This window comes from Virgibacillus halodenitrificans (genome assembly GCF_001878675.1).
In the GTDB taxonomy this organism is placed as follows: Bacteria; Bacillota; Bacilli; order Bacillales; family Amphibacillaceae; genus Virgibacillus_Q; species Virgibacillus_Q halodenitrificans.
This window is the reverse complement of record NZ_CP017962.1, coordinates 631556-655451: the sequence shown is the minus strand read 5'-3', so window position 1 is coordinate 655451 and position 23896 is coordinate 631556. Positions and strand designations below refer to the sequence as shown.

The 23896-nt window shown below is 37.7% G+C and carries 26 protein-coding genes and 1 rRNA gene; 13 read left to right on the top strand and 14 right to left on the bottom strand.

Annotated elements, in window-relative coordinates; translation table 11 throughout:
• Nucleotides 1-61 precede the first annotated feature (61 nt).
• A 16S ribosomal RNA gene (locus tag BME96_RS03350) occupies nt 62-1627 on the bottom strand.
• 529 nt (nt 1628-2156) lie between these two features.
• Complete coding sequence (locus tag BME96_RS03345) at nt 2157-3032, bottom strand: nucleotidyltransferase-like protein (RefSeq protein ID WP_019375472.1); 876 nt, start codon at nt 3030-3032, stop codon at nt 2157-2159.
• A gap of 132 nt (nt 3033-3164) precedes the next feature.
• Between BME96_RS03345 and BME96_RS03340 the strand changes: the two genes are divergently transcribed.
• Genes BME96_RS03340 through pabB form a run of 3 tightly spaced genes read left to right on the top strand, consistent with a single transcriptional unit; the run spans nt 3165 to nt 5909 of the window.
• Nucleotides 3165-3557, top strand: a complete 393-nt coding sequence (locus BME96_RS03340) for a YgzB family protein (protein WP_060680259.1) — start codon at nt 3165-3167, stop codon at nt 3555-3557.
• Between the two features lie 44 nt (nt 3558-3601).
• Entirely contained in the window at nt 3602-4201 is a 600-nt protein-coding gene (locus BME96_RS03335) for an anthranilate synthase component II (protein ID WP_060680257.1), read from the top strand.
• Nucleotides 4179-5909: an aminodeoxychorismate synthase component I gene (gene pabB, locus BME96_RS03330; RefSeq protein WP_071648264.1), complete on the top strand. Its 1731-nt coding sequence runs from the start codon at nt 4179-4181 to the stop codon at nt 5907-5909. The genes BME96_RS03335 and pabB overlap by 23 nt, the downstream gene beginning before the upstream one ends.
• Before the next feature lie 184 nt (nt 5910-6093).
• Here pabB and perR read toward each other — a convergent pair whose 3' ends face one another.
• The 5 genes from perR to BME96_RS03305 all read right to left on the bottom strand — a co-directional run bounded on the left by perR (nt 6094) and on the right by BME96_RS03305 (nt 9524).
• Nucleotides 6094-6543, bottom strand: a complete 450-nt coding sequence (gene perR / locus BME96_RS03325) for a peroxide-responsive transcriptional repressor PerR (RefSeq protein WP_033353393.1) — start codon at nt 6541-6543, stop codon at nt 6094-6096.
• A 172-nt stretch (nt 6544-6715) separates the two neighbouring features.
• On the bottom strand, nt 6716-7663 hold the full coding sequence (locus BME96_RS03320; protein ID WP_083547403.1) for a D-2-hydroxyacid dehydrogenase: 948 nt from the start codon (nt 7661-7663) through the stop codon (nt 6716-6718).
• A gap of 76 nt (nt 7664-7739) precedes the next feature.
• Nucleotides 7740-8369, bottom strand: coding sequence for a sugar transferase (locus tag BME96_RS03315; protein ID WP_081504556.1), 630 nt, complete (start codon nt 8367-8369; stop codon nt 7740-7742).
• A 202-nt stretch (nt 8370-8571) separates the two neighbouring features.
• Nucleotides 8572-9039, bottom strand: coding sequence for a thioredoxin-dependent thiol peroxidase (bcp, locus tag BME96_RS03310; RefSeq protein WP_060680250.1), 468 nt, complete (start codon nt 9037-9039; stop codon nt 8572-8574).
• A 53-nt stretch (nt 9040-9092) separates the two neighbouring features.
• Entirely contained in the window at nt 9093-9524 is a 432-nt protein-coding gene (locus tag BME96_RS03305) for a potassium channel family protein (RefSeq protein WP_060680248.1), read from the bottom strand.
• Between the two features lie 168 nt (nt 9525-9692).
• Here BME96_RS03305 and BME96_RS03300 point away from each other — a divergent pair, with 168 nt between their 5' ends.
• Nucleotides 9693-10985: a glutamate-1-semialdehyde 2,1-aminomutase gene (locus tag BME96_RS03300; protein ID WP_071648262.1), complete on the top strand. Its 1293-nt coding sequence runs from the start codon at nt 9693-9695 to the stop codon at nt 10983-10985.
• 36 nt (nt 10986-11021) lie between these two features.
• Here BME96_RS03300 and BME96_RS03295 read toward each other — a convergent pair whose 3' ends face one another.
• The 3 genes from BME96_RS03295 to BME96_RS03285 form a co-directional block, all read right to left on the bottom strand.
• Complete coding sequence (locus tag BME96_RS03295) at nt 11022-12779, bottom strand: ABC transporter ATP-binding protein (RefSeq protein ID WP_071648261.1); 1758 nt, start codon at nt 12777-12779, stop codon at nt 11022-11024.
• Nucleotides 12780-12854: 75 nt separating this feature from the next.
• Nucleotides 12855-13382 (bottom strand): nucleoside tri-diphosphate phosphatase, encoded by a 528-nt coding sequence (gene ntdP / locus BME96_RS03290; RefSeq protein WP_060680247.1) that lies wholly within the window; start codon nt 13380-13382, stop codon nt 12855-12857.
• Between the two features lie 277 nt (nt 13383-13659).
• Nucleotides 13660-13830, bottom strand: a complete 171-nt coding sequence (locus BME96_RS03285; RefSeq protein WP_019375460.1) for a gamma-type small acid-soluble spore protein — start codon at nt 13828-13830, stop codon at nt 13660-13662.
• Between the two features lie 142 nt (nt 13831-13972).
• Here BME96_RS03285 and BME96_RS19750 point away from each other — a divergent pair, with 142 nt between their 5' ends.
• Entirely contained in the window at nt 13973-14146 is a 174-nt protein-coding gene (locus tag BME96_RS19750; protein ID WP_019375459.1) for a hypothetical protein, read from the top strand.
• 235 nt (nt 14147-14381) lie between these two features.
• Here BME96_RS19750 and mutY read toward each other — a convergent pair whose 3' ends face one another.
• On the bottom strand, nt 14382-15443 hold the full coding sequence (gene mutY, locus BME96_RS03280; protein ID WP_060680245.1) for an A/G-specific adenine glycosylase: 1062 nt from the start codon (nt 15441-15443) through the stop codon (nt 14382-14384).
• Between the two features lie 131 nt (nt 15444-15574).
• On the opposite strand from mutY, the gene BME96_RS03275 reads away from it, so the two are divergent.
• Nucleotides 15575-16561, top strand: a complete 987-nt coding sequence (locus BME96_RS03275; protein ID WP_019375457.1) for a metal-dependent hydrolase — start codon at nt 15575-15577, stop codon at nt 16559-16561.
• Between the two features lie 259 nt (nt 16562-16820).
• Here BME96_RS03275 and BME96_RS03270 read toward each other — a convergent pair whose 3' ends face one another.
• Nucleotides 16821-17159 (bottom strand): YfhH family protein, encoded by a 339-nt coding sequence (locus BME96_RS03270; protein ID WP_060680243.1) that lies wholly within the window; start codon nt 17157-17159, stop codon nt 16821-16823.
• 107 nt (nt 17160-17266) lie between these two features.
• On the opposite strand from BME96_RS03270, the gene BME96_RS03265 reads away from it, so the two are divergent.
• Nucleotides 17267-17926, top strand: coding sequence for an SDR family NAD(P)-dependent oxidoreductase (locus tag BME96_RS03265; protein WP_060680241.1), 660 nt, complete (start codon nt 17267-17269; stop codon nt 17924-17926).
• Nucleotides 17927-17980: 54 nt separating this feature from the next.
• On the opposite strand, the gene recX is transcribed toward BME96_RS03265, so the two are convergent.
• Nucleotides 17981-18793: a recombination regulator RecX gene (gene recX, locus BME96_RS03260; protein ID WP_071648260.1), complete on the bottom strand. Its 813-nt coding sequence runs from the start codon at nt 18791-18793 to the stop codon at nt 17981-17983.
• 125 nt (nt 18794-18918) lie between these two features.
• Here recX and BME96_RS03255 point away from each other — a divergent pair, with 125 nt between their 5' ends.
• The 3 genes from BME96_RS03255 to BME96_RS19500 all read left to right on the top strand — a co-directional run bounded on the left by BME96_RS03255 (nt 18919) and on the right by BME96_RS19500 (nt 20989).
• Nucleotides 18919-19827: a TIGR01777 family oxidoreductase gene (locus tag BME96_RS03255; protein ID WP_071648259.1), complete on the top strand. Its 909-nt coding sequence runs from the start codon at nt 18919-18921 to the stop codon at nt 19825-19827.
• A gap of 330 nt (nt 19828-20157) precedes the next feature.
• Nucleotides 20158-20715: a GNAT family N-acetyltransferase gene (locus BME96_RS03250; RefSeq protein ID WP_019375452.1), complete on the top strand. Its 558-nt coding sequence runs from the start codon at nt 20158-20160 to the stop codon at nt 20713-20715.
• Between the two features lie 142 nt (nt 20716-20857).
• Nucleotides 20858-20989: a YfhE family protein gene (locus BME96_RS19500; RefSeq protein WP_019375451.1), complete on the top strand. Its 132-nt coding sequence runs from the start codon at nt 20858-20860 to the stop codon at nt 20987-20989.
• 171 nt (nt 20990-21160) lie between these two features.
• Here the strand turns inward: BME96_RS19500 and BME96_RS03245 are convergent, their stop codons facing one another.
• Nucleotides 21161-21451, bottom strand: coding sequence for a hypothetical protein (locus tag BME96_RS03245; protein ID WP_019375450.1), 291 nt, complete (start codon nt 21449-21451; stop codon nt 21161-21163).
• A 146-nt stretch (nt 21452-21597) separates the two neighbouring features.
• Between BME96_RS03245 and BME96_RS03240 the strand changes: the two genes are divergently transcribed.
• The 3 genes from BME96_RS03240 (at nt 21598) to BME96_RS03230 (ending at nt 23874) form a co-directional block, all read left to right on the top strand.
• Nucleotides 21598-22014 carry a helix-turn-helix domain-containing protein gene (locus BME96_RS03240; RefSeq protein ID WP_019375449.1) on the top strand — a complete coding sequence of 139 codons (417 nt, stop codon included), beginning with the start codon at nt 21598-21600 and terminating at the stop codon, nt 22012-22014.
• A 357-nt stretch (nt 22015-22371) separates the two neighbouring features.
• Nucleotides 22372-22767, top strand: a complete 396-nt coding sequence (locus BME96_RS03235; protein WP_019375448.1) for a GntR family transcriptional regulator — start codon at nt 22372-22374, stop codon at nt 22765-22767.
• The gene (locus tag BME96_RS03230; RefSeq protein ID WP_019375447.1) at nt 22768-23874 is read left to right on the top strand and encodes a DUF1648 domain-containing protein; all 1107 of its coding nucleotides are present in this window, start codon (nt 22768-22770) and stop codon (nt 23872-23874) included.
• Nucleotides 23875-23896 lie beyond the last annotated feature (22 nt).

Sequence of the window (23896 nt, the reverse complement as noted above, 5' to 3'; positions counted from 1 at the left end):
ACGTTGCCACAGGACGTGGCGAACTTAGTCGGTCTTCCGTTTCCTCGTTCTAAATCCTTAGAAAGGAGGTGATCCAGCCGCACCTTCCGATACGGCTACCTTGTTACGACTTCACCCCAATCATTGGTCCCACCTTCGGCGGCTGGCTCCAAAAGGTTACCTCACCGACTTCGGGTGTTACCAACTCTCGTGGTGTGACGGGCGGTGTGTACAAGGCCCGGGAACGTATTCACCGCGGCATGCTGATCCGCGATTACTAGCGATTCCGGCTTCATGCAGGCGAGTTGCAGCCTGCAATCCGAACTGAGAATGGTTTTATGGGATTTGCTTGACCTCGCGGTTTTGCTTCCCTTTGTTCCATCCATTGTAGCACGTGTGTAGCCCAGGTCATAAGGGGCATGATGATTTGACGTCATCCCCACCTTCCTCCGGTTTGTCACCGGCAGTCACCTTAGAGTGCCCAACTAAATGCTGGCAACTAAGATCAAGGGTTGCGCTCGTTGCGGGACTTAACCCAACATCTCACGACACGAGCTGACGACAACCATGCACCACCTGTCACTCTGTCCCCGAAGGGAACTCGGTATCTCTACCGATTGCAGAGGATGTCAAGACCTGGTAAGGTTCTTCGCGTTGCGTCGAATTAAACCACATGCTCCACCGCTTGTGCGGGCCCCCGTCAATTCTTTTGAGTTTCAGCCTTGCGGCCGTACTCCCCAGGCGGAGTGCTTAATGCGTTAACTTCAGCACTAAGGGGCGGAAACCCCCTAACACCTAGCACTCATCGTTTACGGCGTGGACTACCAGGGTATCTAATCCTGTTCGCTCCCCACGCTTTCGCGCCTCAGCGTCAGTTACAGACCAGAGAGTCGCCTTCGCCACTGGTGTTCCTCCACATCTCTACGCATTTCACCGCTACACGTGGAATTCCACTCTCCTCTTCTGTACTCAAGTCCTCCAGTTTCCAATGACCCTCCACGGTTGAGCCGTGGGCTTTCACATCAGACTTAAAGGACCGCCTGCGCGCGCTTTACGCCCAATAATTCCGGACAACGCTTGCCCCCTACGTATTACCGCGGCTGCTGGCACGTAGTTAGCCGGGGCTTTCTGGTTAGGTACCGTCAAGGTGCCGCCCTATTCGAACGGCACTTGTTCTTCCCTAACAACAGAGCTTTACGATCCGAAAACCTTCATCACTCACGCGGCGTTGCTCCGTCAGACTTTCGTCCATTGCGGAAGATTCCCTACTGCTGCCTCCCGTAGGAGTCTGGGCCGTGTCTCAGTCCCAGTGTGGCCGATCACCCTCTCAGGTCGGCTACGCATCGTTGCCTTGGTGAGCCGTTACCTCACCAACTAGCTAATGCGCCGCGGGCCCATCTGTAAGTGGTAGCTAAAAGCCACCTTTCAACTTCTCATCAGGTGATGAAAAGTATTATCCGGTATTAGCCCCGGTTTCCCGGGGTTATCCCAGTCTTACAGGCAGGTTGCCCACGTGTTACTCACCCGTCCGCCGCTCGTTCCACAAGCGTCACCTCCGAAGAGGATCAGCTTGCTTCCCGCGCTCGACTTGCATGTATTAGGCACGCCGCCAGCGTTCGTCCTGAGCCAAGATCAAACTCTCCATAAAAGTTTGAATAAGATCGACACCAATCAATCTTATCTCATGTCTTAGCTGCAGAAGCGTTAACTTCTGGCTTTTTAAAAATTAACGAAAAACGTCATGTTTTTCTTGACATACTGGTTGTTTTGTTCAGTTTTCAAAGAACGAATTTGTTAGTCACTCATTTAAAATAGCGACCTTATTAATATATCATGTTTCAGATATCATGTCAACAACTTTTTTGTTATTTCATAAGCTGTTGTGCCGCTAATCAATTTGGCGACTTTATTAATATATCACACTTACTTGAACTAAGTCAATAAGTAATTTATATATTTTTTTCGCTGTCTGACCAAAAATCCATTCGTTTTTTGCGACGGATTTAACTTTATCATGGTTACATTACAAAGTCAACAAAAACTTTAACAAATTATTACACATTGTGACATACAACGCTATCTAGCCCCTAAATCATTGCAATTAAAGACACTATCTATAATTAATTAGATAGAAATGGATCCTCACCTTAGACGAGAATCCATTCATCTAACTTCATTTAACTCTCTTCGTTGATCATATACTTCCGATGGTATACATCTATACCTTTAGTCTCCTGCTTAACCGTCATTATTATTTCTTTCTCAATTAAGTAAGAAATAATAGCTGTGAGATCAAGAGAAAAATCCTTAATATCAGGATGCTCAATTAATTCTCCGTAAGACCAAGGTGTATCTTTTGTCTTCATTACAGTTAAAAGTTGTTGTGAGGAAGCAAGTGCCCTGCTGCTTAATACAAAATCCATAGCTATAATCATTAGCTGAATTCTTTTCTCTAACTCTTCGTTTCCTTCAATGAATTCTTCATATAACTTATAAACTTCAAGATCTATTTGCTTCACCTGACTCCAAACAGTTACTTCCGGATAATAGCCTTTTTCAATAACCGCCAGTCGAGCTAAATAATGCAGGGAGTACAGAATTTTACTATTTGCATCTTTATAATCGCCTGATTCATACAAGTCCTTTGCCTCATTAAAGCTTTTTACTAGCTTTCCAAACTCTAACATCTTACGAGAGTTTCGCTTTTCATTCGGAAAATCCCTAAGCTGGTCTTTCAAATGGTAAATGTATTCATTCCGGTCAAAAATAACCCGTCCATAAATAATCCACTCGACCGCTCTTCGGTATCCACTTTTATCAATCCATTCCATAAGGACATTTTCTTTAACAACATGCATGGCAGCAGTTTTATCATCAAACTCATAATGTTTTACATGCCAATCCTGTTTTGCTTCCTTCATTATAATAAGCAGGATGACGTCAAAGTTATCAGTAACTGGACTGTTTTGTTTAGTTCTTTCCATAATTAGTATTCCCAAAGTATCAGCATCACTGGCATGTTCTTGATATATAGGTCTCAGGAAATTTTCCATTGCAGATTTCCTCCAATTTATTTCTATTTCTATATATAATAATTCGTTACATTTACGTGAATTCCTTTTTCTTCATCAAACTTTTCTTTAAAATATGCTATACTGACTATTGTATTATTAAGGAGGATAAGCATGGCGCAATTAGTTTATTCAAGTAAAATAAATAAAATAAGATCATTTGCATTGATACTCATTTTTGCAGGGATACTTTTAATGTATGGTGGAATTTTAACAAAGAAGATAGAGTGGTTGATGGTTACCTTTTTCATTCTGGGAGTAATAATGGTTGTGCTTAGTTGTGTTGTTTACCTTTGGATTGGCACATTATCACTAAAAGCTGTCCCTATTGTCTGTCCAAATTGCGAAAAGCCAACAAAAATGCTAGGTCGTGTAGATGCTTGCATGCATTGCAAACAGCCACTTACACTTGATAAGAATTTGGAAGGCAAAGAATTTGATGAGAAGTATAACACGAGGAAATATAAAAAAGAACTAAAGTCACAGCAAAAAAATAAGGATAATTAAACTCCGTCTTCGTGGCGGAGTTTTTTATCGGAAAGAGGACTACAATGATATTTGTTATAGACAATTACGATTCCTTCACTCATAATATCGTACAATATTTGAAACAACTCGATTTAGAGATCAGGATAAAGCGTAATGATGAAATAACTATTAAAGAAATAGAAGAAATGGAACCATCTCATATATTAATTTCTCCTGGACCTGGTTGCCCAGATCAAGCAGGGATTTGTTTAGAAGTAGTAGAACACTTTTATAAGCAACTACCTATTTTCGGAGTATGTTTGGGGCATCAGGTTATTGCCCAAGCCTTTGGAGCAAGCGTTATTAAAGCGGAACAGCCTATGCATGGAAAAGTATCATCCATTCAACATGATGGTAAGGGTATATTCCAGGGCTTAAACAACCCGCTAACTGTGACCAGATATCACTCTCTTGTCGTCGATACAACTACAGTACCTGATTGCCTCCATATAACAGCTAGGACGAATAAAGGAGAAATCATGGCATTAAGACATAGCTTGTATCCGATAGAATCCATCCAATCCCATCCAGAAGCAATTCTAACTGAACAGGGATTAGAGATTTTAAAAAACTTTTTTAAAAAGAAAGAGGTGCCAATGAATGGATCCCCTGCTCTATTTTAATTTCCGTACAAATGATAAAAATGAAGCTCCATTACTTTTTCAACATCCTGATCGTATCATTCAAGCTTCATCTATAACTGAAGTGCTTCCAGCATTAGCAGAAATTCAACACCTTGTAAATAAAGGCTATTACGCTGCAGGCTATCTTTCCTATGAAGCTGCCTCTGCCTTTGACCATGCAGCATTCACTCATTCCAACCCAAATCTCCCTTTACTGTGGTTTGGTATCTTTAATGAGCCTGAGCAAAGAGAGATTAAAAGCTATAAACCATTCCGGACTTCTAAGTGGTCACACCGTAGCTCCAAGGCTGAATATGAGAAGAACTTAAATAAGATAAAAGAACAAATTGAAAGCGGAAATACATACCAAGTGAATTATACTGTACGGATGCATGCAGCCTTCCATGGTGATCCTTTATCGTACTATACCAGCTTGAGTAAAGCTCAATCTGCAAATTACAGTGCCTATTTTGATATTGGTGATTACTCCATTCTATCAGCGTCGCCGGAATTATTCTTCCATTTAAAAGAAGGGAAATTAACCACAAGACCAATGAAAGGGACAGTAGCACGAGGAAATACAACTTTTGAGGATACCAAAAATAAAGAATGGCTTTATCATTCCGAAAAAAATCGAGCGGAAAATGTGATGATTGTTGACTTGTTACGAAATGACTTAGGGGCAATTGCCATTCCTGGAACAGTTAAAGTACCTGAATTATTTTCTATTGAAACATACCCTACTGTCCATCAAATGACTTCAACAGTTACAGCTGAAATAGGAGCGCAACACACAATTACCGATATATTTAAAGCACTTTTTCCATGTGGTTCCATTACAGGCGCACCTAAAATTAGCACGATGAGAATTATTAATGAGTTGGAGGATGAGCCGAGAGATGTATATTGTGGAACAATGGGTTACATCACACCGAAAAATGAGGCTGTCTTTAATGTACCAATTCGAACGGTTATTTTAGACAAAGAAAAAGGAAATGTTACTTATGGAGTGGGCGGCGGGATAACTTGGGATTCAAAAACGGATGAGGAATATGAAGAGGTAATCACGAAAGCCAGGGTGTTGGAGGTAAAACATGAACCATTCCAACTATTAGAATCAATTGGGTGTGAGGATGGGGAATTATTCCTATTAGAATTACATCTAGAACGCCTAAGAAAAACTGCCGACTTTTTTAATTTCCAAATAGATACGAAAAAGATCAAACAGGATTTAACTAACTACCTAGAAGGTTTGAATCATGGTCTGTGGAAAGTCCGTTTACTGGTAGACGAGAACGGCGACACGGAAATCGAAGCAAAAGCCGCTTCTCCCTTTACCAATATTCTTTCTGTTGCTCTTGCAACTAAACCGATTGATCGTACCAACCCGTTTCTATATTATAAAACGACGAACCGTTCTATCTACAAGGAACATCTTCCTACAAATACGGGTGTATTCGATGTACTCTTATGGAATGAAAATAGAGAAGTAACGGAATTTACTAACGGCAACATTGTTGTAGAAAAAAACGGAAAGCGGTATACCCCACCGGTTGAATCCGGTCTTTTGGCAGGAACATTTCGAGAGCATCTTCTTGATAAGGGGGAAATAGAAGTAAAGGAAATAATGCTCGATGAGCTCCCTTCGTATTCTCGAGTATGGCTGATAAATAGTGTGAGGAGATGGGTTGAAGTAAAACTGGTTTGATTAGAAAGACGTTGTTTGGACTATTAACGAGCTAGATGAACATAGTTGTGCAGGCTCCGTCGTGCAACCTTCCCCCTAAAACAGCAAGAAAACCCAAATGCGTAACATACGCATTTGGGTTTTTATAGATAAAAAATTTATAAAGCGAAAATAACTTGTTCAGGCTATTGCCATTTGTGGAGTATTAATGCTTTTGTGTGGCGACTTGTTGGCACGCTTCGCACGTTCCATACACTTCCATCCGGTGATGACTCACATCGAAACCAGTAACCTGCTCCGCCAATGATTCTACTTCATCCAATGGAGGGTAGTGGAAATCAACTATTTTTCCGCATGATTCACATATAGCATGATAATGCTCTGAAGTATTACAATCAAATCTGCTTGAAGCATCTCCATAGGTGAGCTCTCTTACCAACCCTATTTCTTTCAGGACACGCAGATTATTATAAACTGTTGCAACACTCATATTCGGAAATTTACCTTCCAGTGCTTTATATATTTCATCGGCTGTTGGATGAACCATGGAATTTAAAAGATATTCCAATACCGCATGGCGTTGTGGTGTGATCCGGACGCCTGATTCTTTTAGTGTATCTATTGCTTGTCGTAAACGTTTTTCAGACACCGTCATCCACCTCTCTTTCAGTATTTTGTCTAATTATAAGGATATTATCAATTTATAATCTTTATAAATAGTGTACTGCTTACCATGGCTCTCTGTCAATAAAAGTATATTATAAATTAAGAATCATTATAACTGATATTTCCACTTAGACTGCATGGATCATTTTAATAAGATTCTTTTAATAACCCCTGCTAACATCAATTTTGTTTACATAATCATCCTTACCTTGAAGGTATATCTTAAGATTTTCTTCAAAAATATCTAATGCCCGGGTTTGGTATAGCTTGGAAATCCCTGACAAATGTGGTGTAACAGTAATATTTTCTTCATCCCAAAAAGGATGGTCATTTGGTAGAGGCTCCTCTTCAAAAACATCTAAAACAGCATGTGCTATTTCTTTATTTCTTATCGCATCTAAGATAACTTCTGTTTTCACTGCATCCCCTCGTCCCATATTTAGAAACACGGCATGCTTTGGAAGCTTTTTGAAATGTTCATATGTATAAAACTCTTTTGTCTCTTTTGTGCTGGGCAGCACAGATACAATGATATCTGTTTCTGGCAATAAGCTCTCCAGTTCAGTCGATTGATAATTTTCATCAAAGTATTCTCTCTGTTCCCCACTTCTTGAAAGACCAATTGTTTTCATTTGAAAAGCTTTTGCAAGTCGAGCTACTTCCTGGCCAATTGCTCCAGCCCCTGCTACAAGTACCGTCTTTCCATTCAATTCTTCCATTCGCACATTACGATCCCATTCATGGGCCTTTTCTTTTTCCATTAGCGTGTTTGCCTGTCGGTATACTTGAAGTAGCATAGATATTGCATACTCTGCCATCGGTGTTTTATGAATGCCTCGCGCATTGGTTACAAGAATTCCTTTAGCCTTAATAGCATCAAATGGCATCCGGTCCATCCCTGCAGATAAAACCATGATCCATTTTAATTGAGCGGCATGTTCGATTAATTCAGGAGTTAAATCTTCTCCATATGTTACTAATATCTCCGCTGCTTTCAAATAAGCGCTCGCTTCATCCATCGAGGAACACATAATGAACTGCTGTTCAGTAAATTCTTCTTTTAATCTGGTCTGATGTTTTTCTGATATTTTTGCCGAAAAAAGGATCAAGATGCATAACCTCCCTTAATATATACTCTATACTAAAGGATTTTATATGCATTGAAAACTAAGAAGGTTATGAATCTTAATTAGTCAATGTTTTTTTCACTGATTTCCAAGCAATTTTTATATCCAACTTAAATGAACAATATTTACAATAGAAGCGTTCTTCTTCACCATACGCTTGGCTATGTTTTTCAATTTCTTCTATTAAATTAAGTCCGGTCAAACCTGGTCTCATAGAAAGGCGGCTTGAATTCGCTAAATTATTTTTGTCTGACTCCTTTGCCAGCGGGCCAACGAAGCTCATTTCCCCTTTTAACACATTCCATAATTGGGGTAATTTATCTAGATTATACTTCTTAAGCCACCTGCCTGTTGGCGTAACAATACTGATGGATTGCTGATAATAATGAATTGGGATCGTTTTTGTTTTTGCTTCCGGAAAAGCATGAATGACACGTGATGGGTTGGTCATTGTACGAAAATAAAGCATTTGAAAGCCTCTGCCATTTTTACCAACACACGACTTCCGACTCAGAATCGGTCTTCCTTCTTTCTTTACTATTTGGTAACTAATGAATGCAAGTAACGGAGACAGTAGAAATAATAGAATGATGCTTATACAAATATCCATGGTCCGCTTTATGAAAAAATACCTCGAGAGTCCCTTTTTTCGTGAACGTACTAATACTTTTTGTTTTTCATGCATCATACAATCACCTAATTTCTAATAGAATTAAAACTCGTTCTCTATTAAAAATCTATTCTTGCGTATTCCTTTATATTACAAAAAGATCCTGTATACTTACTTCAATTCGAAATCCATATGGCGTTATTCAAGAAAAAATTGGTAGTACTCGATAGGGACCAGAAAACATAAAAAAAGCAGCCTGTTAAAGACTGCTTCACACCTTTTATTGATTTGCACGTAGATATTCAAGTGCCGCTTCCACATGCCCTTTCACGCGCACTTTTCGGTATTCTTTAATTAAGTTGCCTTCTTTATCAAGTATAAATGTTGAACGCTCAATTCCATAATATTCTTTACCAAAGTTTTTCTTTAGTTTCCATACATCAAATTCCTCTGCCAACTTATGATTCTCATCTGCAAGCAATAAAAAAGGCAAATCATGTTTATCAATAAACTTCTGATGCCGCTCAATCGGGTCTGGGCTCACACCAATAATTACTGCATCTAACTCACCAAAGCTTTCATATGCATCACGGAAATCACATGCCTCCGTGGTACAGCCTGGTGTCATGTCCTTTGGGTAAAAATAAAGAACTACATTCTTGCCTTTAAAATCAGATAGACGAACTTCATTTCCCTGCTGGTCAGGTAATGTGAAGTCTTTTACTTGTTTACCTACTTCGACAGCCATTATACCCCTCCTGAATGATAGTATGTCTACTATACCATAGTAACCTTTATCCTTCATTCATCTCTACTTCTCCCTCTTAACTCCACTACTCTTAATACAAAAGCGGCAGGCAATATATATCCAATAAGTGCTTCAGCAATTGCGATCAACCTCCCAATTCCGATTGGGGTAATATCGCCATAGCCGATGGTTAAAATGGTTACTCCACTAAAATACATCGAATGGATGAAAGAACCGAGTTTTCCTACCTCTCTTAATTCGCCATTTTCCACTAAGATAGTATTTTGTAAAGAGAGGATAAAATACACTAAACCAAATCCTATAATCACAACAATATACGTAATAAATAGAGTAAAGAATAGCTCAGAGGAAAAGCGGCTATCCTTTAACTCTATCTTGTATTTTCCAATTGGAATAAAATTAATAATGCTTTTAAGGATGATCACGCTAATTAATATTAAGCTAATAACAGGAATTGTATTCATAGGAACCCTCTCTATCCTTTTCTATATAATCAGTCTATGCTTCTTTTTCTTAAGCTTGTCATTTATTTACAAGAGGTTTACGATAATGTAGGGAAACCGTAATGTACTCTAATCGTTTATTTTGTTATATTGTTAATTGATTTGATGCTTAAAGGAGGATAATTTTTAATGGACTTTACTAATTCAGAACGATTACATAAAGAAGCATTGCAACATATTGTGGGAGGAGTTAATTCTCCATCACGTGCCTATAAAGGAGTTGGAGGTGGAACTCCTGTTTATATGGAAAGAGGACAAGGTGCTTACTTTTGGGATGTAGACGGAAATAAATATATTGACTATTTAGGAGCATATGGACCAATTATTACAGGCCATGCCCATCCGCATATAGCTAAAGCAATTGCTCATGCTGCTACAACCGGGGTACTATATGGCACCCCAACAAAATTGGAAAATCAATTTGCTAAAATGATTAAAGAAGCAATTCCTTCACTGGAAAAAGTGCGTTTTGTTAATTCCGGGACAGAAGCAGTAATGACAACTATTCGTGTAGCTAGAGCTTATACTGGTCGCAACAAAGTAATTAAATTTGCTGGTTGCTACCACGGACATTTTGACGCGGTTCTTGTACAAGCTGGTTCTGGTCCTGCTACATTAGGAACACCAGATTCTGCGGGCATTCCTAAAGCTGTTGCTCAAGACGTGATTACTGTACCATTTAATGACTTAGATGCCTTTAACGAAGCAATAACTAAATGGGGGGACGAAATTGCAGCAGTTTTGGTAGAACCAATTGTTGGAAACTTCGGTATTGTTGAACCTCATGAAGGCTTCTTAGAAGCAGTCAATGACATCACACATAGAGCTGGTGCTCTCGTAATTTATGATGAAGTTATTACAGCCTTCCGCTTCACCTATGGAAGTGCCCAGCAAGTTTATGGTATTGAACCAGACATGACAGCGATGGGTAAAATTATTGGCGGCGGACTTCCAATTGGAGCATATGGAGGCAGAATGGATATTATGGAACAGGTGGCACCACTCGGGCCTGCATACCAAGCTGGAACTATGGCAGGTAACCCCGCCTCGATGGCAGCAGGAATTGCTTGTTTAGAGGTTCTTCAAGAAGAGGGCGTTTACGAAAAACTTGATCAATTGGGAGAAAAATTGGAGGCAGGTATCCTTCACCAGGCGAAAAAACACGGCATCCCTGTATCTGTGAATAGATTATGCGGTGCGCTTACTTTATATTTTGGAGACCAAAAAATCACTAATTATGATCAAGCCGAGGCAAGTGATGGAGAGGCATTCGCAAAATTCTTTAAGCTAATGCTAAAGCAAGGGATTAATCTCGCCCCATCTAAATTCGAAGCATGGTTCTTAACAATAGCACATACAGAAACAGATATAGAACAAACGATTGACGCAGTTGATAAAGCATTTGCGGCTATGAGTGAATAGATATAAAAAAGCATCCTTTGAAAGGATGCTTTTTTATTAAATCGTACCATCATCCAAGTGCTGCACTTGGTATAAATTATAATATCCGCCTTGCTTACGCATTAATTCTTCATGTGAACCAACTTCTACAATTTCTCCATTTTCGATAAGCACAATTCTATCTGCATGTGTAATTGTTGCAAGTCGGTGAGCAACAATGAAAGTTGTTCTTTCCGAGGCAAGCTTTTCTAAAGCCTCTTGAATTGTATGTTCACTTTCCAAATCAAGCGCAGACGTAGCTTCATCAAAAATTAAAATTGGCGGGTTTTTTAGAAATACACGTGCGATAGCTATCCGCTGTTTTTGACCACCAGATAACTTAACTCCTCGTTCCCCAACAAATGTATCATAACCGTAAGGAAGACTTTCAATAAACTCGTGAGCATTCGCAGCTTTAGCCGCAGCAACCACTTCTTCATCCGTTGCATCAGGTTTCCCCATTCGGATATTCATAGCAATAGATTCACTAAATAACGTATTATCCTGTAACACCATGCCAATATTATTACGCAACGAACGTGCATTTACATGTTGCACATTATTTCCGTCGACTTTAATCGCTCCTTTGGTAACATCGTAAAAACGAGGGATTAAACTAATTAACGTAGATTTTCCTCCACCACTCATACCAACAAATGCAATTGTTTCTCCTGCCTTCACATGTAATGTAACGTTATTAAGAACTTCCAGCTCTTCCTCATCATACCGAAAGGATACATTTTCAATATCAACATATCCTTCTACATCCATAAGCTGTTTTGCATCTTTTTTATCTACAACATCGTATTTTTCATTAAGTAATTCAAAAACACGATCAATTGAAGCAATAGATTGCACAAGCGTAGTTGATGAATTAATTAGTCGTCGAAGTGGACTGTATACTCTTTCCATGTAACCAACGAAAGCTACCATTGTACCTAACGTCAAGTTACCATGAATGACCTGATACCCCGCGTACGCGATAACAAGTAACGGAGCAAGATCAGTAATGGTATTGGTAACAGCAAATGTTTTTGCATTCCAGCTGGTGTGTTTCAATGCTTTATCCAGGAAGTTCTCATTTCGGTAACTGAATTGCTTCTGCTCGTAATCCTCCAATGCAAAGCTTCTGGTAACCGGTACACCTTGGACGCGTTCATGCAAATGTCCTTGTACCTCGGCAAGAGCCTGTGATCTTTCACGGGTAAGCCTTCTTAATTTGCCATAGAAATACTTAATCGAAAACCCATAGAATGGAAATAGTATTATTGCAACGAGAGTTAAGCCTACATCCATTGTCATCATAATACCTATTGCAATAAGAATTGTTACTAAATCCAGCCATACATTCATTAATCCTGTCATTACAAAAGTTTTTGTTTGTTCGACATCATGTATTACCCGGGAAATAATTTCCCCGGTTTTTGTCTTAGAGTAATATTTCAAACTAAGTTTTTGCAGATGATCAAATAGTCTATCCCTTATGTCATAAAGGATTTTATTACCTACCCATTGCGCCAAATATTGTCGTATGTATTCTACAGGAGGACGTAGCACGAGGAATACTACAAAGGATATACCCATTAACCATAATAAGTTTGTCGTTTTCTCTGGAGAACTCAGTCCTTCTGCATTAATAATATTATCTATTACATATTTAAGTATGAGCGGCATTAATAACGGTATTCCGAATTTAATAATACCAATTAATATAGTAGCTACTATTTTCCATTTATATGGTTTTACAAATTTCATGTATTGCTTTACACTGCTCATGTTTTAAACTTCCTTTACCCGTAATTGAAAGAAAAACCTCGCTACTAAAGTAACAAGGGGAATTTTTTATCAGGTTTAACGATATGTTAAATATCTCTCATACCAGCCATCAACAAAATCTGGAGAAAAAGGACCTTTCTTTTGACGAACCCACCGGAGTAAATAATCCATATTATTATGTAGAATACGATCAAGCACCCGTGGATAATTCATCAATTTACTATGCTCTTCATATTCATCCTCATCGAGAAGATCGTATGTCATGTCTGGATAGATTTTAACATCTAAATCATAGTCAATATACTTTAATGCTTCTTCATCATATACAAAGGGAGAACTTATGTTGCAATAATAGTAAATCCCATCATCACGTAACATTCCAATGATGTTAAACCAATGTTTGGAATGAAAGTAACAAATAGCAGGCTCTCTTGTAATCCAAGTCCTGCCATCGCTTTCCACTACTTTTGTTTTATCATTGGCCAGAATAACAATAGATTCTGTTCCTTTTAAAACAAGGCTGTTTTCCCAAACACGATGAAGTTGTCCATTATGTTTATAGCTTTGTATCTTTATTTTGGTACCTGGCCTCGGCGCAACCATCCTATCTCCCTTTCTCCTAGTTTGTAATCCGTATCTAATCTTGACTACATTATACGGGCTTCAATAGGAAATATAAAGTATAACGCCCACTATAAGAGCAAACAAGGTAGGTTTATCCTCGCAAATTAGCGGGCTAAATGTTTATCGATGTACTTGCTCGCCAACGACAGTTCGATTCTTTTAATTTATAAATAAATTATTATGGAAAAATTAAAAAGAGTCCCTCTGTCACAATCCAACTGCAACAGAGAAACTCTTTTCATATCGGGGGAAGATACTATTTTTTATTTTGTTGTGATTTTTGATTTTGCTTTTTAACTTCCTGAGCGTTTGTTTCAGAAGCAAATTCAGTACCGTATTGCCCTTGTCCTTGAGCAGCTTTTTGGTTTTGTTGCTTTACATGCTGAACGTTTGTACCTGAAGTAGTTTGGTTAGGTTTTTTAGCCATCATTATCACCTCCGCAATAATTAATCTGTCCACCTTCAAATGTTATTATGCTTATCAAATATTGGTAAAATATCCCTTAACGGAATAAATATTTTGGTTAAGTAAATTATAATAATGTACTACTCATTATGGAGGGAATAGGATGGACACAAGCAGAAGAGATTTCACAGAGCTTTCCATGATGTCGAAGACAAAATGGCATGATGATGAACTTTACTATTTTCAACATGCATTATCCCAACTATTACCGTATGTAAACCCTGAAGGGCTATCCATACTACATGAAATAAATAAAGAAATGCAAAGTAGAGATTAAGAAAAACGTCTTGGTTACCCCCTGACAAACTTAATCAAGACTTCGTAGTAGCGATCTCCAAGGTCCAGCACCGATCTGGATATGACCGTGTGTTCTTCTTAAGGCAAATATTTTAAAGTATGGAAACCCGCTCCAGAAAATGTTTCGCTAATTTCAAAAATAAATCCGAACCATGATTCATTAGTAATACAAATCGGGTTCGGATTTTCAATGTATAAAATTTTATCCCAGCCTCTTATAAGTAATCCATCATTTTTTGATGAGAGACGGGGAATGGGTATGCGGACATCTCTTCCTTGGAAACAAAGCGAATATCGTTTCCTAAGAGTCTTTCAACAGTTGTGGATGCTTCATAAATATCCAGTTCCCATATAATATGAGAAAAAACATGTTTCAAATTACCAACTTTACGGTCTAATTCAATCGATATTCCATATTCATTGTAAAACCAATTTCCCAGGTTATCCACTTCTTCTTTCGGGACCATAGGAAATTGCCATAGATTTGCTAACAAACCTTGATCCGGCCGCTTTTCAATCAGATATTGATCGCTAGTATTCTTTATTAAAGGAACAATATATGGAAGTGTCTTTTGTTTTTTTGCTTTTTTCTTTATCGGCAATTCTTCCTGAATACCTTCAGCAAAAGCACTGCATTGTTCTTGAACAGGACAAAATAGACATGCTGGCGCTTTAGGTGTACAAATGAGAGCCCCTAGTTCCATCACGGCTTGGTTAAAAGAGGAAGGATCATCTTTATCAATCATCTCTTTTACATAGATTTCAAAAAGCTTCTTGGTCCGTTGCAGCGTTATATCCTCTTCTATTCGAAGCACACGAGAAAAAACCCGCATCACATTTCCATCGACTGCAGGCTCAGCTTGATTGAATGCAATAGATAGAATAGCCCCTTTTGTATAAGGGCCCACTCCTTTTAATGCCCCAAGATCTTTTGGATCAGAAGGAACTTCTCCCCCATATTCTGCTACTACTTCACGGACGGCGTTTTGCAGGTTCCGTGCTCGGGAATAGTATCCTAAACCCTCCCATGCTTTCAGGACTTCCTGTTCGTCCGCAGCAGCTAAATCTTCCAGCGCGGGGAACTTTTCCATGAAGCGATGGAAATAGGGAATAACTGTGTCTACTTTTGTTTGCTGAAGCATAATTTCAGAAACCCAAACACGGTAAGGATCTTGATTCATTCTCCAGGGCAAATCCCGTTGATTGATCTTATACCAATTAACTAAATTTCTTTGAAAACGCGTAATGTCAATGTTTTGTAAGCTTTTATTAATCATAAAATCACTTCCTATATGGTACAATAAAAATATATATTTTCTACTTGTACTTAATACTGTCTAACTTTCTAAGAAAACAATTTTGAACAAATTTTAAATATTAACCCTACCACTGGAGGAGGACCTTTTTAATGGATACTGGCACACATATCGTAATGGGTGTAGCACTTGGCGGCATTGCTACATTAGATCCTGCCGTTCAAAGTGATCCAGCATTATTTAATGCAGTTCTCGTGGGAACAATTGTAGGTTCTCATGCACCTGATTTTGATACCGTTTTAAAATTAAAAAATAACGCCACTTATATACGTCATCACCGGGGAGTAACTCATTCTCTGCCTGCTGTTATTATGTGGGGCATCCTTATTTCAAGTATTATACATTTGTTTGTGCCACAAGTAGAGTTTTTCAACTTATGGTTATGGACCGCCTTAGCAGTAATACTCCATGTATTCGTAGATATATTCAATGCATATGGGACACAAGCATATCGGCCGTTTACAAATAAATGGGTAGCCCATGGTTTTATTAACACATTTGATCCATATATATTTATCCTGCATATAGCAGGGATTTGCGTATGGGCACTTGGGGCGAACCCTGGATATACGTGGTTAATTATCTACTCGGTAATTTTCCTTTATTATATTAAAAGATATCTAGATAAAAGGGAAATTGTTAAAAAAGTTAAAAGCTATTTTCCTGAAACAGAAAAAATTGCAACCTCGCCAACAATAAAGCAGAACTACTGGCGTGTAGCGATAACGACAAAATCGAAGTTCTATGTTGGTGCAGTAGAAAACGGCCATATCGAAATTGTAGATGAGTTTATTAAGAAACCCCTTCCGGAAACAGAAATAATGAATAAGGCATTAACAGATAAAAACATTTCAGCATTTTTATCCTTTTCCCCTGTTTACCGTTGGGAGATCAACGATTATGATGATTTTACCGAGGTTCGATTTATTGATTTGCGTTACCGTTCTAAAGGCTATTACCCTTTCGTTGCGGTAGTACAAATTAGTGATAATATGAACATCATCAGCTCCTACACAGGATGGATTTTCTCTGAAAAGAAACTACAGAGCAAATTATATGTAGAAGAATCTCCGGTATAAATATAAAAACAGACGCGCCTGTTTAACAACATACAAACTGCGACTCAATAAGCAAGGCGAACCAGGGTTGTCCCACATAGCGATCTTGATTGATCTTCTTTTCACAACTTGATAAAGAAAATCTTAAATATGAAACAGCAGGCAAGCCACCTGCTGTTTTGTTATTTTCAGCTCTAAATTGATTATAACTTACCGGCAACAAGCTTCCACTTCGTAAATCCCTACTTGGATGTATCGTCTCCTCAATAATTGAGATCTTCTATTTCGCTTCTTCCAATAAAGAAATAGGAATTGCTTCTTCTTCTTTGAATTCTTCCTGAAGGAGATTTCTTCTATGCCCCCAAGCAAAGACTCCGTTCACATAATTTATTTTAAATGTATAACCTGGATCATTCTTCAGCCCATAAACCTCTCCCGGGATAAACTCCTCAGGATTTAAAGTGTAGGCTAAGGCAACCTGCATCTTTCGTTCATTTATTGCCACTTCTGAAACATTGCCAAGCTGCTCCGCTTTCTGTGCCTTCTCCTTTAACTTGCCGATCTCTGCTCTTAATTGTTCTATTGTATAATCACTATATCTATAATTATTTGCCATCATTAACACCCCTCTCTACCTATCATTTTACATTTTACCAATTGTTTAAGACAATGGGAATAATGTTTTCTAAATAAGAACTGGTATTTCTATACTACAGGAGGGATATAATGCCAAATGCAGCTATTACAGGTGCAGGTACAGGGTTAGGAAGAGCCTTGGCAATTGAATATGCCGCGAAAGGGTATAAACTATTTTTACTCGGCAGAACAGATACAAAACTACAAATCGTGAAAGAAAAAATAATGCAAGCTGGTGGTCAAGCAGAAGTTATTCTTTGTGATGTTAGAGAACAGGCTTCTGTGAGTGTTGCCTTCCAACAAATTGGTCGGCTTGACCTGTTTATCAATAATGCAGGAACAGGTATTTTTGGCCCTCTAAATAATTATACATTAGAAGAAATTGAGAACATTCTTGATACAAACGTAAAGGGAACGATTTTTACCGTTCAGTCAGCTGCTCCACTTATTAAAGAAAGTAAAGGAAGAATATTGACAGTCATATCTACTGCAGGGTTACGTGGTAAAAAGAATGAATCATTATATTGCGCAAGTAAATTTGCAATTCGGGGATTTACGGAAAGCCTCCAGAAAGAGTGGGAACATGAGGAACATACAATCACATCTGTTTATATGGGCGGAATGAATACACCTTTTTGGAAGGATTCGACCCATGTGAAGGATGCTTCCGGTCTGCAAAGTCCTCAATCTGTAGCGAAAAAAATCATTGAGCAGGATGACGGCAGGAAGGAAATAATTATCGACAAATAGGAATTGCAGTTAAGGATGTACAAAGTCGTGCATCCTTTTTCTTTTAGCAAACTTTCATTCTCCCTCCGCCTTTTCATCCAAAAAGCGATTGATTAATTCCAGGGAAAAGCCTTTGCGGTATAAGCCTTCTTTTACTTTGTTGCGAAGATAATACCCTTCTTCTTTTCTGGAGTGCTTGTGCCACAATTTTTCTCCTTGGTATAAAACAGCCTCCCATTCAGCATCTCCATCTTTAGTCTCTTCCATGTTCGCTATTGCCTCTTGGATCACTTCCTGTGTAAATCCTTTTTGAACCAGGTTAGCCTGTGCTTGCTGTAATTGTTTGCGATAAGAATCCTTTTTCTTTTGATTCATTCTTTTGTTAATCCATTTAAGGACTTTTTCATATTGCTTCTCAAAAGAATAACTTTCTGTCGCTTGGCCAGCAATATCCGCTGCCACTCCCTTTTCTATCAGTTCTTTTTTTATGAGCATGGGACCTTTAGAAGATGTATTGATTCGAGATCGTACAAACATGTCAGCAAATTGACGATCATCAATCAAATTCTCTTTTTCCAGTTTTTCCATAATAACAGGTATGTGTTCCTCATCGACTTCCTTCTTTAGCAAATAATCTCGGATTTCTTTTTTTGTACGCATACGGTAGCTTAAAAAGTTGATCGTTTGGGTATATGATTTATGTATCGTATCTTTTTGGACAAGCATCTCAATCGTAGAAGCATCCAGCCCCATATTTTTACGTAGCTGATACTCAACTAAGATGGCTTCATCCACACTAAATCCATACGTTTCTTTTTGACCATCATCCAAAAAGATATTATACCGATTCTTATTTTTCTTTTGTGTAGTGATTCGGGAAATCTTCATAAACACCTCACCCCCTTTCCCTATAGTAACATGTATAGATTACCCGGACACTACAATAAGAATCGAAAAATAGCATATAATAGAACGAAGATTTAGTATTAATAGCATAGGGCAGGTGACAAAAAATGAACATATTAATAACCGGAGGAACAGGATTTGTTGGAAAGCACCTTACTGCATCACTGCATAAAAAGGATCACCATACGTACATACTTACCAGATCTCCTGAAAATAAAGAGAACACAAATCTCTCCACATTCATTGGCTATGATTATCCTGCGGAGAAGCTCCCTGTTATACATGCGGTAGTGAACTTGGCAGGAGAATCCTTATTCGGATATTGGTCAAAAAAGAAGAAGGATGCCATTCTATCCAGTCGCATTAACACAACTAATCACGTTATAGATTTGCTTCAGAAAATGAAAACAAAGCCGGATGTTCTTATTAGCGGTTCAGCAGTCGGTTATTATGGGACTTCAGAGGACCTCATATTTACTGAAGCTACGAAACAATCGGGTAATGACTTTCTGGCCCATGTTACTACTCAGTGGGAAAAGGCTGCAAAAAAAGCTGAGGACTTTGATATTCGCACTGTCTATACCCGATTTGGGGTAATATTAGGTGAAGAAGGCTCCCTCCCTTATATGCAGCTCCCCGTAAAATTGTTTGCGGGAGGAAAAATCGGCAATGGAGAGCAGTGGCTTTCATGGGTTCATGTTGAGGATGTTGTTAGACTACTTGAGTTTTGTATTTTCAATAAAGAAATGAAAGGACCAATTAATGTAACTTCTCCCCATCCTAAAAGAAACAAAGATTTCATGCGTTCACTTGCCAATGTGTTGCATCGTCCTTACTGGTTGCCAGTACCTTCACCACTCATCAGGCTTGTTGTTGGAGAAATGGCGATTTTAGTCAATAAAGGACAATATGTATTGCCTCAGAAGGCACTCGATAACCAATTCGAATTTAGCTTTCCTTATCTTAAAGAAGCCTTACAACATATTAAGCAAAGACACCAAGACTTTAATAAATAACTTGATAATTATTCATTTATTTTTCCACAAAAAAATATTCATTTTGACAAAAAAAGTTATTCCCTTTTTCAATAATAATGTGTAAAATAAAAGTACCAAATTTAATGCTTAAAGCATAAATTACGAAAGAGATGAAATTTATAAAACATAAAACGTGTAAATTAAATAGGGAAGGCAAATGGTGCGCCACCAGCTTCTGCTGGTTCTAGTGGGTTCGATTCCCACCCCGAATTTTTGTTGAACGTTAACTAAAAATTCGAGGGTGGGCGCTGACTAGATTTCCTTAAAGGATATGTAGCATACCCACCTGGATGTAGGAGGGTATTTTTTATGTTAAAAAAGCGTGATTTGCATGAAGTGCCAGTATTATACCAGTTGATGTCTCACCCGGACGTCTTTCCCTATGTAAGACATAAAGCAGCTTCAAGCGATGAATTTTATTTCGTTACGAAACAAACAATGGAAGCCGAAGAAAATGGTGAGCTTATTTCCCGGACCATTACTGATGAAAACTATCATCCTATTGGCACAATCAATTTATTCGACATACAAAATAATCATGGATTTTTAGCAACATGGATTGGTCAGCCCTATTTCGGAAAGGGTTATAACAAAGTGGCAAAGGAACAATTTTTTGATGAATTATTTTATGTTCACGACATTGAAGGTATCTTTATGAAAGTACGTAAAACGAATAAGCGATCCTTAGGGGCAGTACTTAAATTACCTTATGCTGCACTTGCAAACGCAACTTATCCACATGTGTATAATCAGATTAATAAACAGGCTGATGTGTATGATTTATTTATTATTACTAAAGATCACTATCTTGCATATCAACAATTTGCCAACTCAGAAAGTAACCTAACAGAAGAAGATGCAATGTAATAGTATATTTTTCTTTATATCTACCCATCCTATATAAGAAAGCGCAAGTGGCCTCACCAAAACATGTTAAAGACTTTGCATAGTCAGACATTGGTGCTGGACATTGACCGAACTTTTTATTTTAAAAAGATAGGGTGATTGTATGAAACAAAGTTCAAAGGGAAACCAAAGAGAACGTTTTCTCTCCAAAACCCAAGAAGTGCTTTACCAAAAGGAATTTAAGCAAGCTGACCAAGTATATAGACAGTTATCTAAAAAAGGAAGCCGTGGATAAAAACCAGCTTCCTTTTTTATCCACATTTATACACAGGCTGTGTATAAACGCTAAGAAAGCCTACTGTAATAAGTATAAGTTATCAACATTATTTCATCGCAGAGTTGTGTATATCTGTGGATAACGGGGATAACTTTTATGAATAACTAAGGAGAATTAACTTTGAAGCTGTTATGCCTGTGGATAAACAATCTTTGTTGTTTTCTGTAGAGAAACATTTGCTGCTGCATATGCTTCGTAAATATTCGAACCAAATCCATAACCAACAGAAAGCTGTGAGGAAATAAACTGTAGTACTGTTTGCCAAATAACTGTTTTCTTGACGTTCCATAAATAAATATGTAACGTTTCTTTATCCTGTATTTCAATTTCAAAATCTTCTTCGTAAAAAATAAGTCGCAAAACCTTACATATAGCTAAGCTAGTAATATCCTCATGCTTAATGATTATACAACTGGTCAATTATATCCCCTCCTCAGTTCTTATTTAGTACATTTTACTATATGTTATTATTTAGAACAAATATTTAACAGTGCTCACCCTTTTACATGATACGATTAAAATGAACTACGAGCATATAAACTTTTAAAATAACTGAGTGTGATAACATGAGTGTTGATCAAATATCGTATAATATAAGGTTTTTTAGGGACCAACAGAATTGGACGCAAAAGGAATTAGCTGAAAAGTTATCAACCTCCCGTTCTGTCGTTGCTAAGTGGGAGAGTAATACTGTTACTCCAGATGTGAATGCACTTATTAAGCTGAGCAATTTATTTAGTGTATCACTTGATCATCTTACTGGTAATCATACTTTTCGAGACGATTTATTAAAGGATTTCAAACGAATCTATAGTTCATCCTCAAAGAGTTTTGATGAAGATGTAGTAGAACTTGTTGAATATCTGATGACACATCCTAAGCTAAAAAAAGATATTTATCGTTTAAAAGAATTATCAAATAGAAAACAACAATCCATACATAATCTTCTAAGTGAACTCATTGATCAAATAGAGCAAATTTAAAAGGTCGAGCTGAAAAAAATTTCAGCTCGATCTTTTTTTTGGTATATATGTTGGAATTACCCAATGATTGGTAAAATAGAAAAACTGAACTGACTTGGAAGACCATAAAGAATTACTTAAAAAAATGTATGGCAGATTATCTTGCCCTCCTGCTGATTTATTTCTCCTCCGGCGGATACTTTTGCTCTCCTGCCGATTGTCTCCTTCACTACTTCGCATTATCCAATACCGCCTCCCACCCTTAGGCATGCCTATAAATTCAACCTTTTTATAGAGAATAAATTTCCCTTGACACTCTGTGTTATCTGTTATACATTAAATATAACAGATAACACAACGTAAAGGGTGTGGCATAAGTTGCTTATACAATTGGATTTTGAATCCAAGGAACCAATATATTTACAATTAATCCATCAAATAATTGAAGGGATTGCCAAAGGCCAGTTGAAACCTGGCGAAGACTTACCATCTGTGCGTTCTCTCGCTTCAGATATTGGGGTAAATCTTCATACAGTTAATAAATCGTATCAACAGTTGAAACAGGAAGGATTTATTTTAATTCACCGGCAAAAGGGTGTCGTAGTAAACCCTGAGGGTGTACCTTCAGCAACTACTGCTTATATAAAGCAGCTTTCACATAAGCTACGTCCTCTAATCTCTGAATCAATCTGCAGAGAAATGGATGAGCAAGCCTTTTTAAATGTTTGTAGTGATTTATATAAAGAATTTATGACAGAAAGGCAGGGAAATTAAATGGAAGTGATACCAATCCTTCTTTTGCTAGTTATCCAGATTCCTGTTTATATTTCGATTATTTTTATCCCGTACTGGACCAGAAAGACTGAAAGTTTTGGGGTGTCCATCCCGGAAGAAGTATATTTTAACAATGAGCTAAAGAAAATGCGCAAAAGTTATGCCTGGTGGACTGGGATTCTGAGTATAGTGGTAACAATCGTATTTATTTTATCAGCTACTACTCTCGACACAGAAAAGAAAATCAGCTTATTTTTTAGTGGCCTACTTATCTTGTACATTATTAGTAGTTTTTTCATTTATATTCACTTTCACAAACAAATGAAACAACTAAAAGATCAAAATAATTGGGTGAAAATTAGAACCCAGCAAGTCACGATTAATACAGAATTTCGCCGGCAAAAACTAACCTATTCCAATCTATGGTTTATTGTAGCGTATGTATTAGCTTTTATAATGATTTTAATCACTTTTCAACTTTATGATCGTATACCAGAGCGAATACCTACCAAATATAATTTTTCAGGAGAGGTAACTAACTGGTCGACGAAAACGTATCGATCTGTTCTTATGATACCTATCATGCAAATCTATTTAACATCACTTTTCTTATTCATTAATGTAATGATTGCAAAGGCGAAACAACAGATTCATACAACAAACCCAGAGGATTCCATCAGAAGAAATATCATTTTCCGACGAAGATGGTCTCTCTATACCGTTATTTCCGGAATAGCTATGAGTATTTTATTTTCTGCGATTCAAGTATCCTTCATTTTTCCGATTAACCAGAAATGGTTGGTATTACTATCCATCATTATTTCTATTATGTTGACACTTGGTGCCATTTTGCTCGCGATTACCACTGGGCAAGGAGGAAGTCGTTTAAGTAAACCATCAGAAGGCCAACAATTATCCATAGACAGGGATGATGATAAGTATTGGAAGCTAGGTCAGATTTACTTTAATAAAGATGATCCTACCTTGTTTTTAGAAAAAAGATTTGGTATCGGCTGGACGGCAAACATGGCAAGACCAATGTCTTGGGTTATATTGCTGGCTATTATTCTTTTAGCAATAGGGATACCTTTGTTATTAAATTTATAAATATTAACCTTTTATCGGCTTC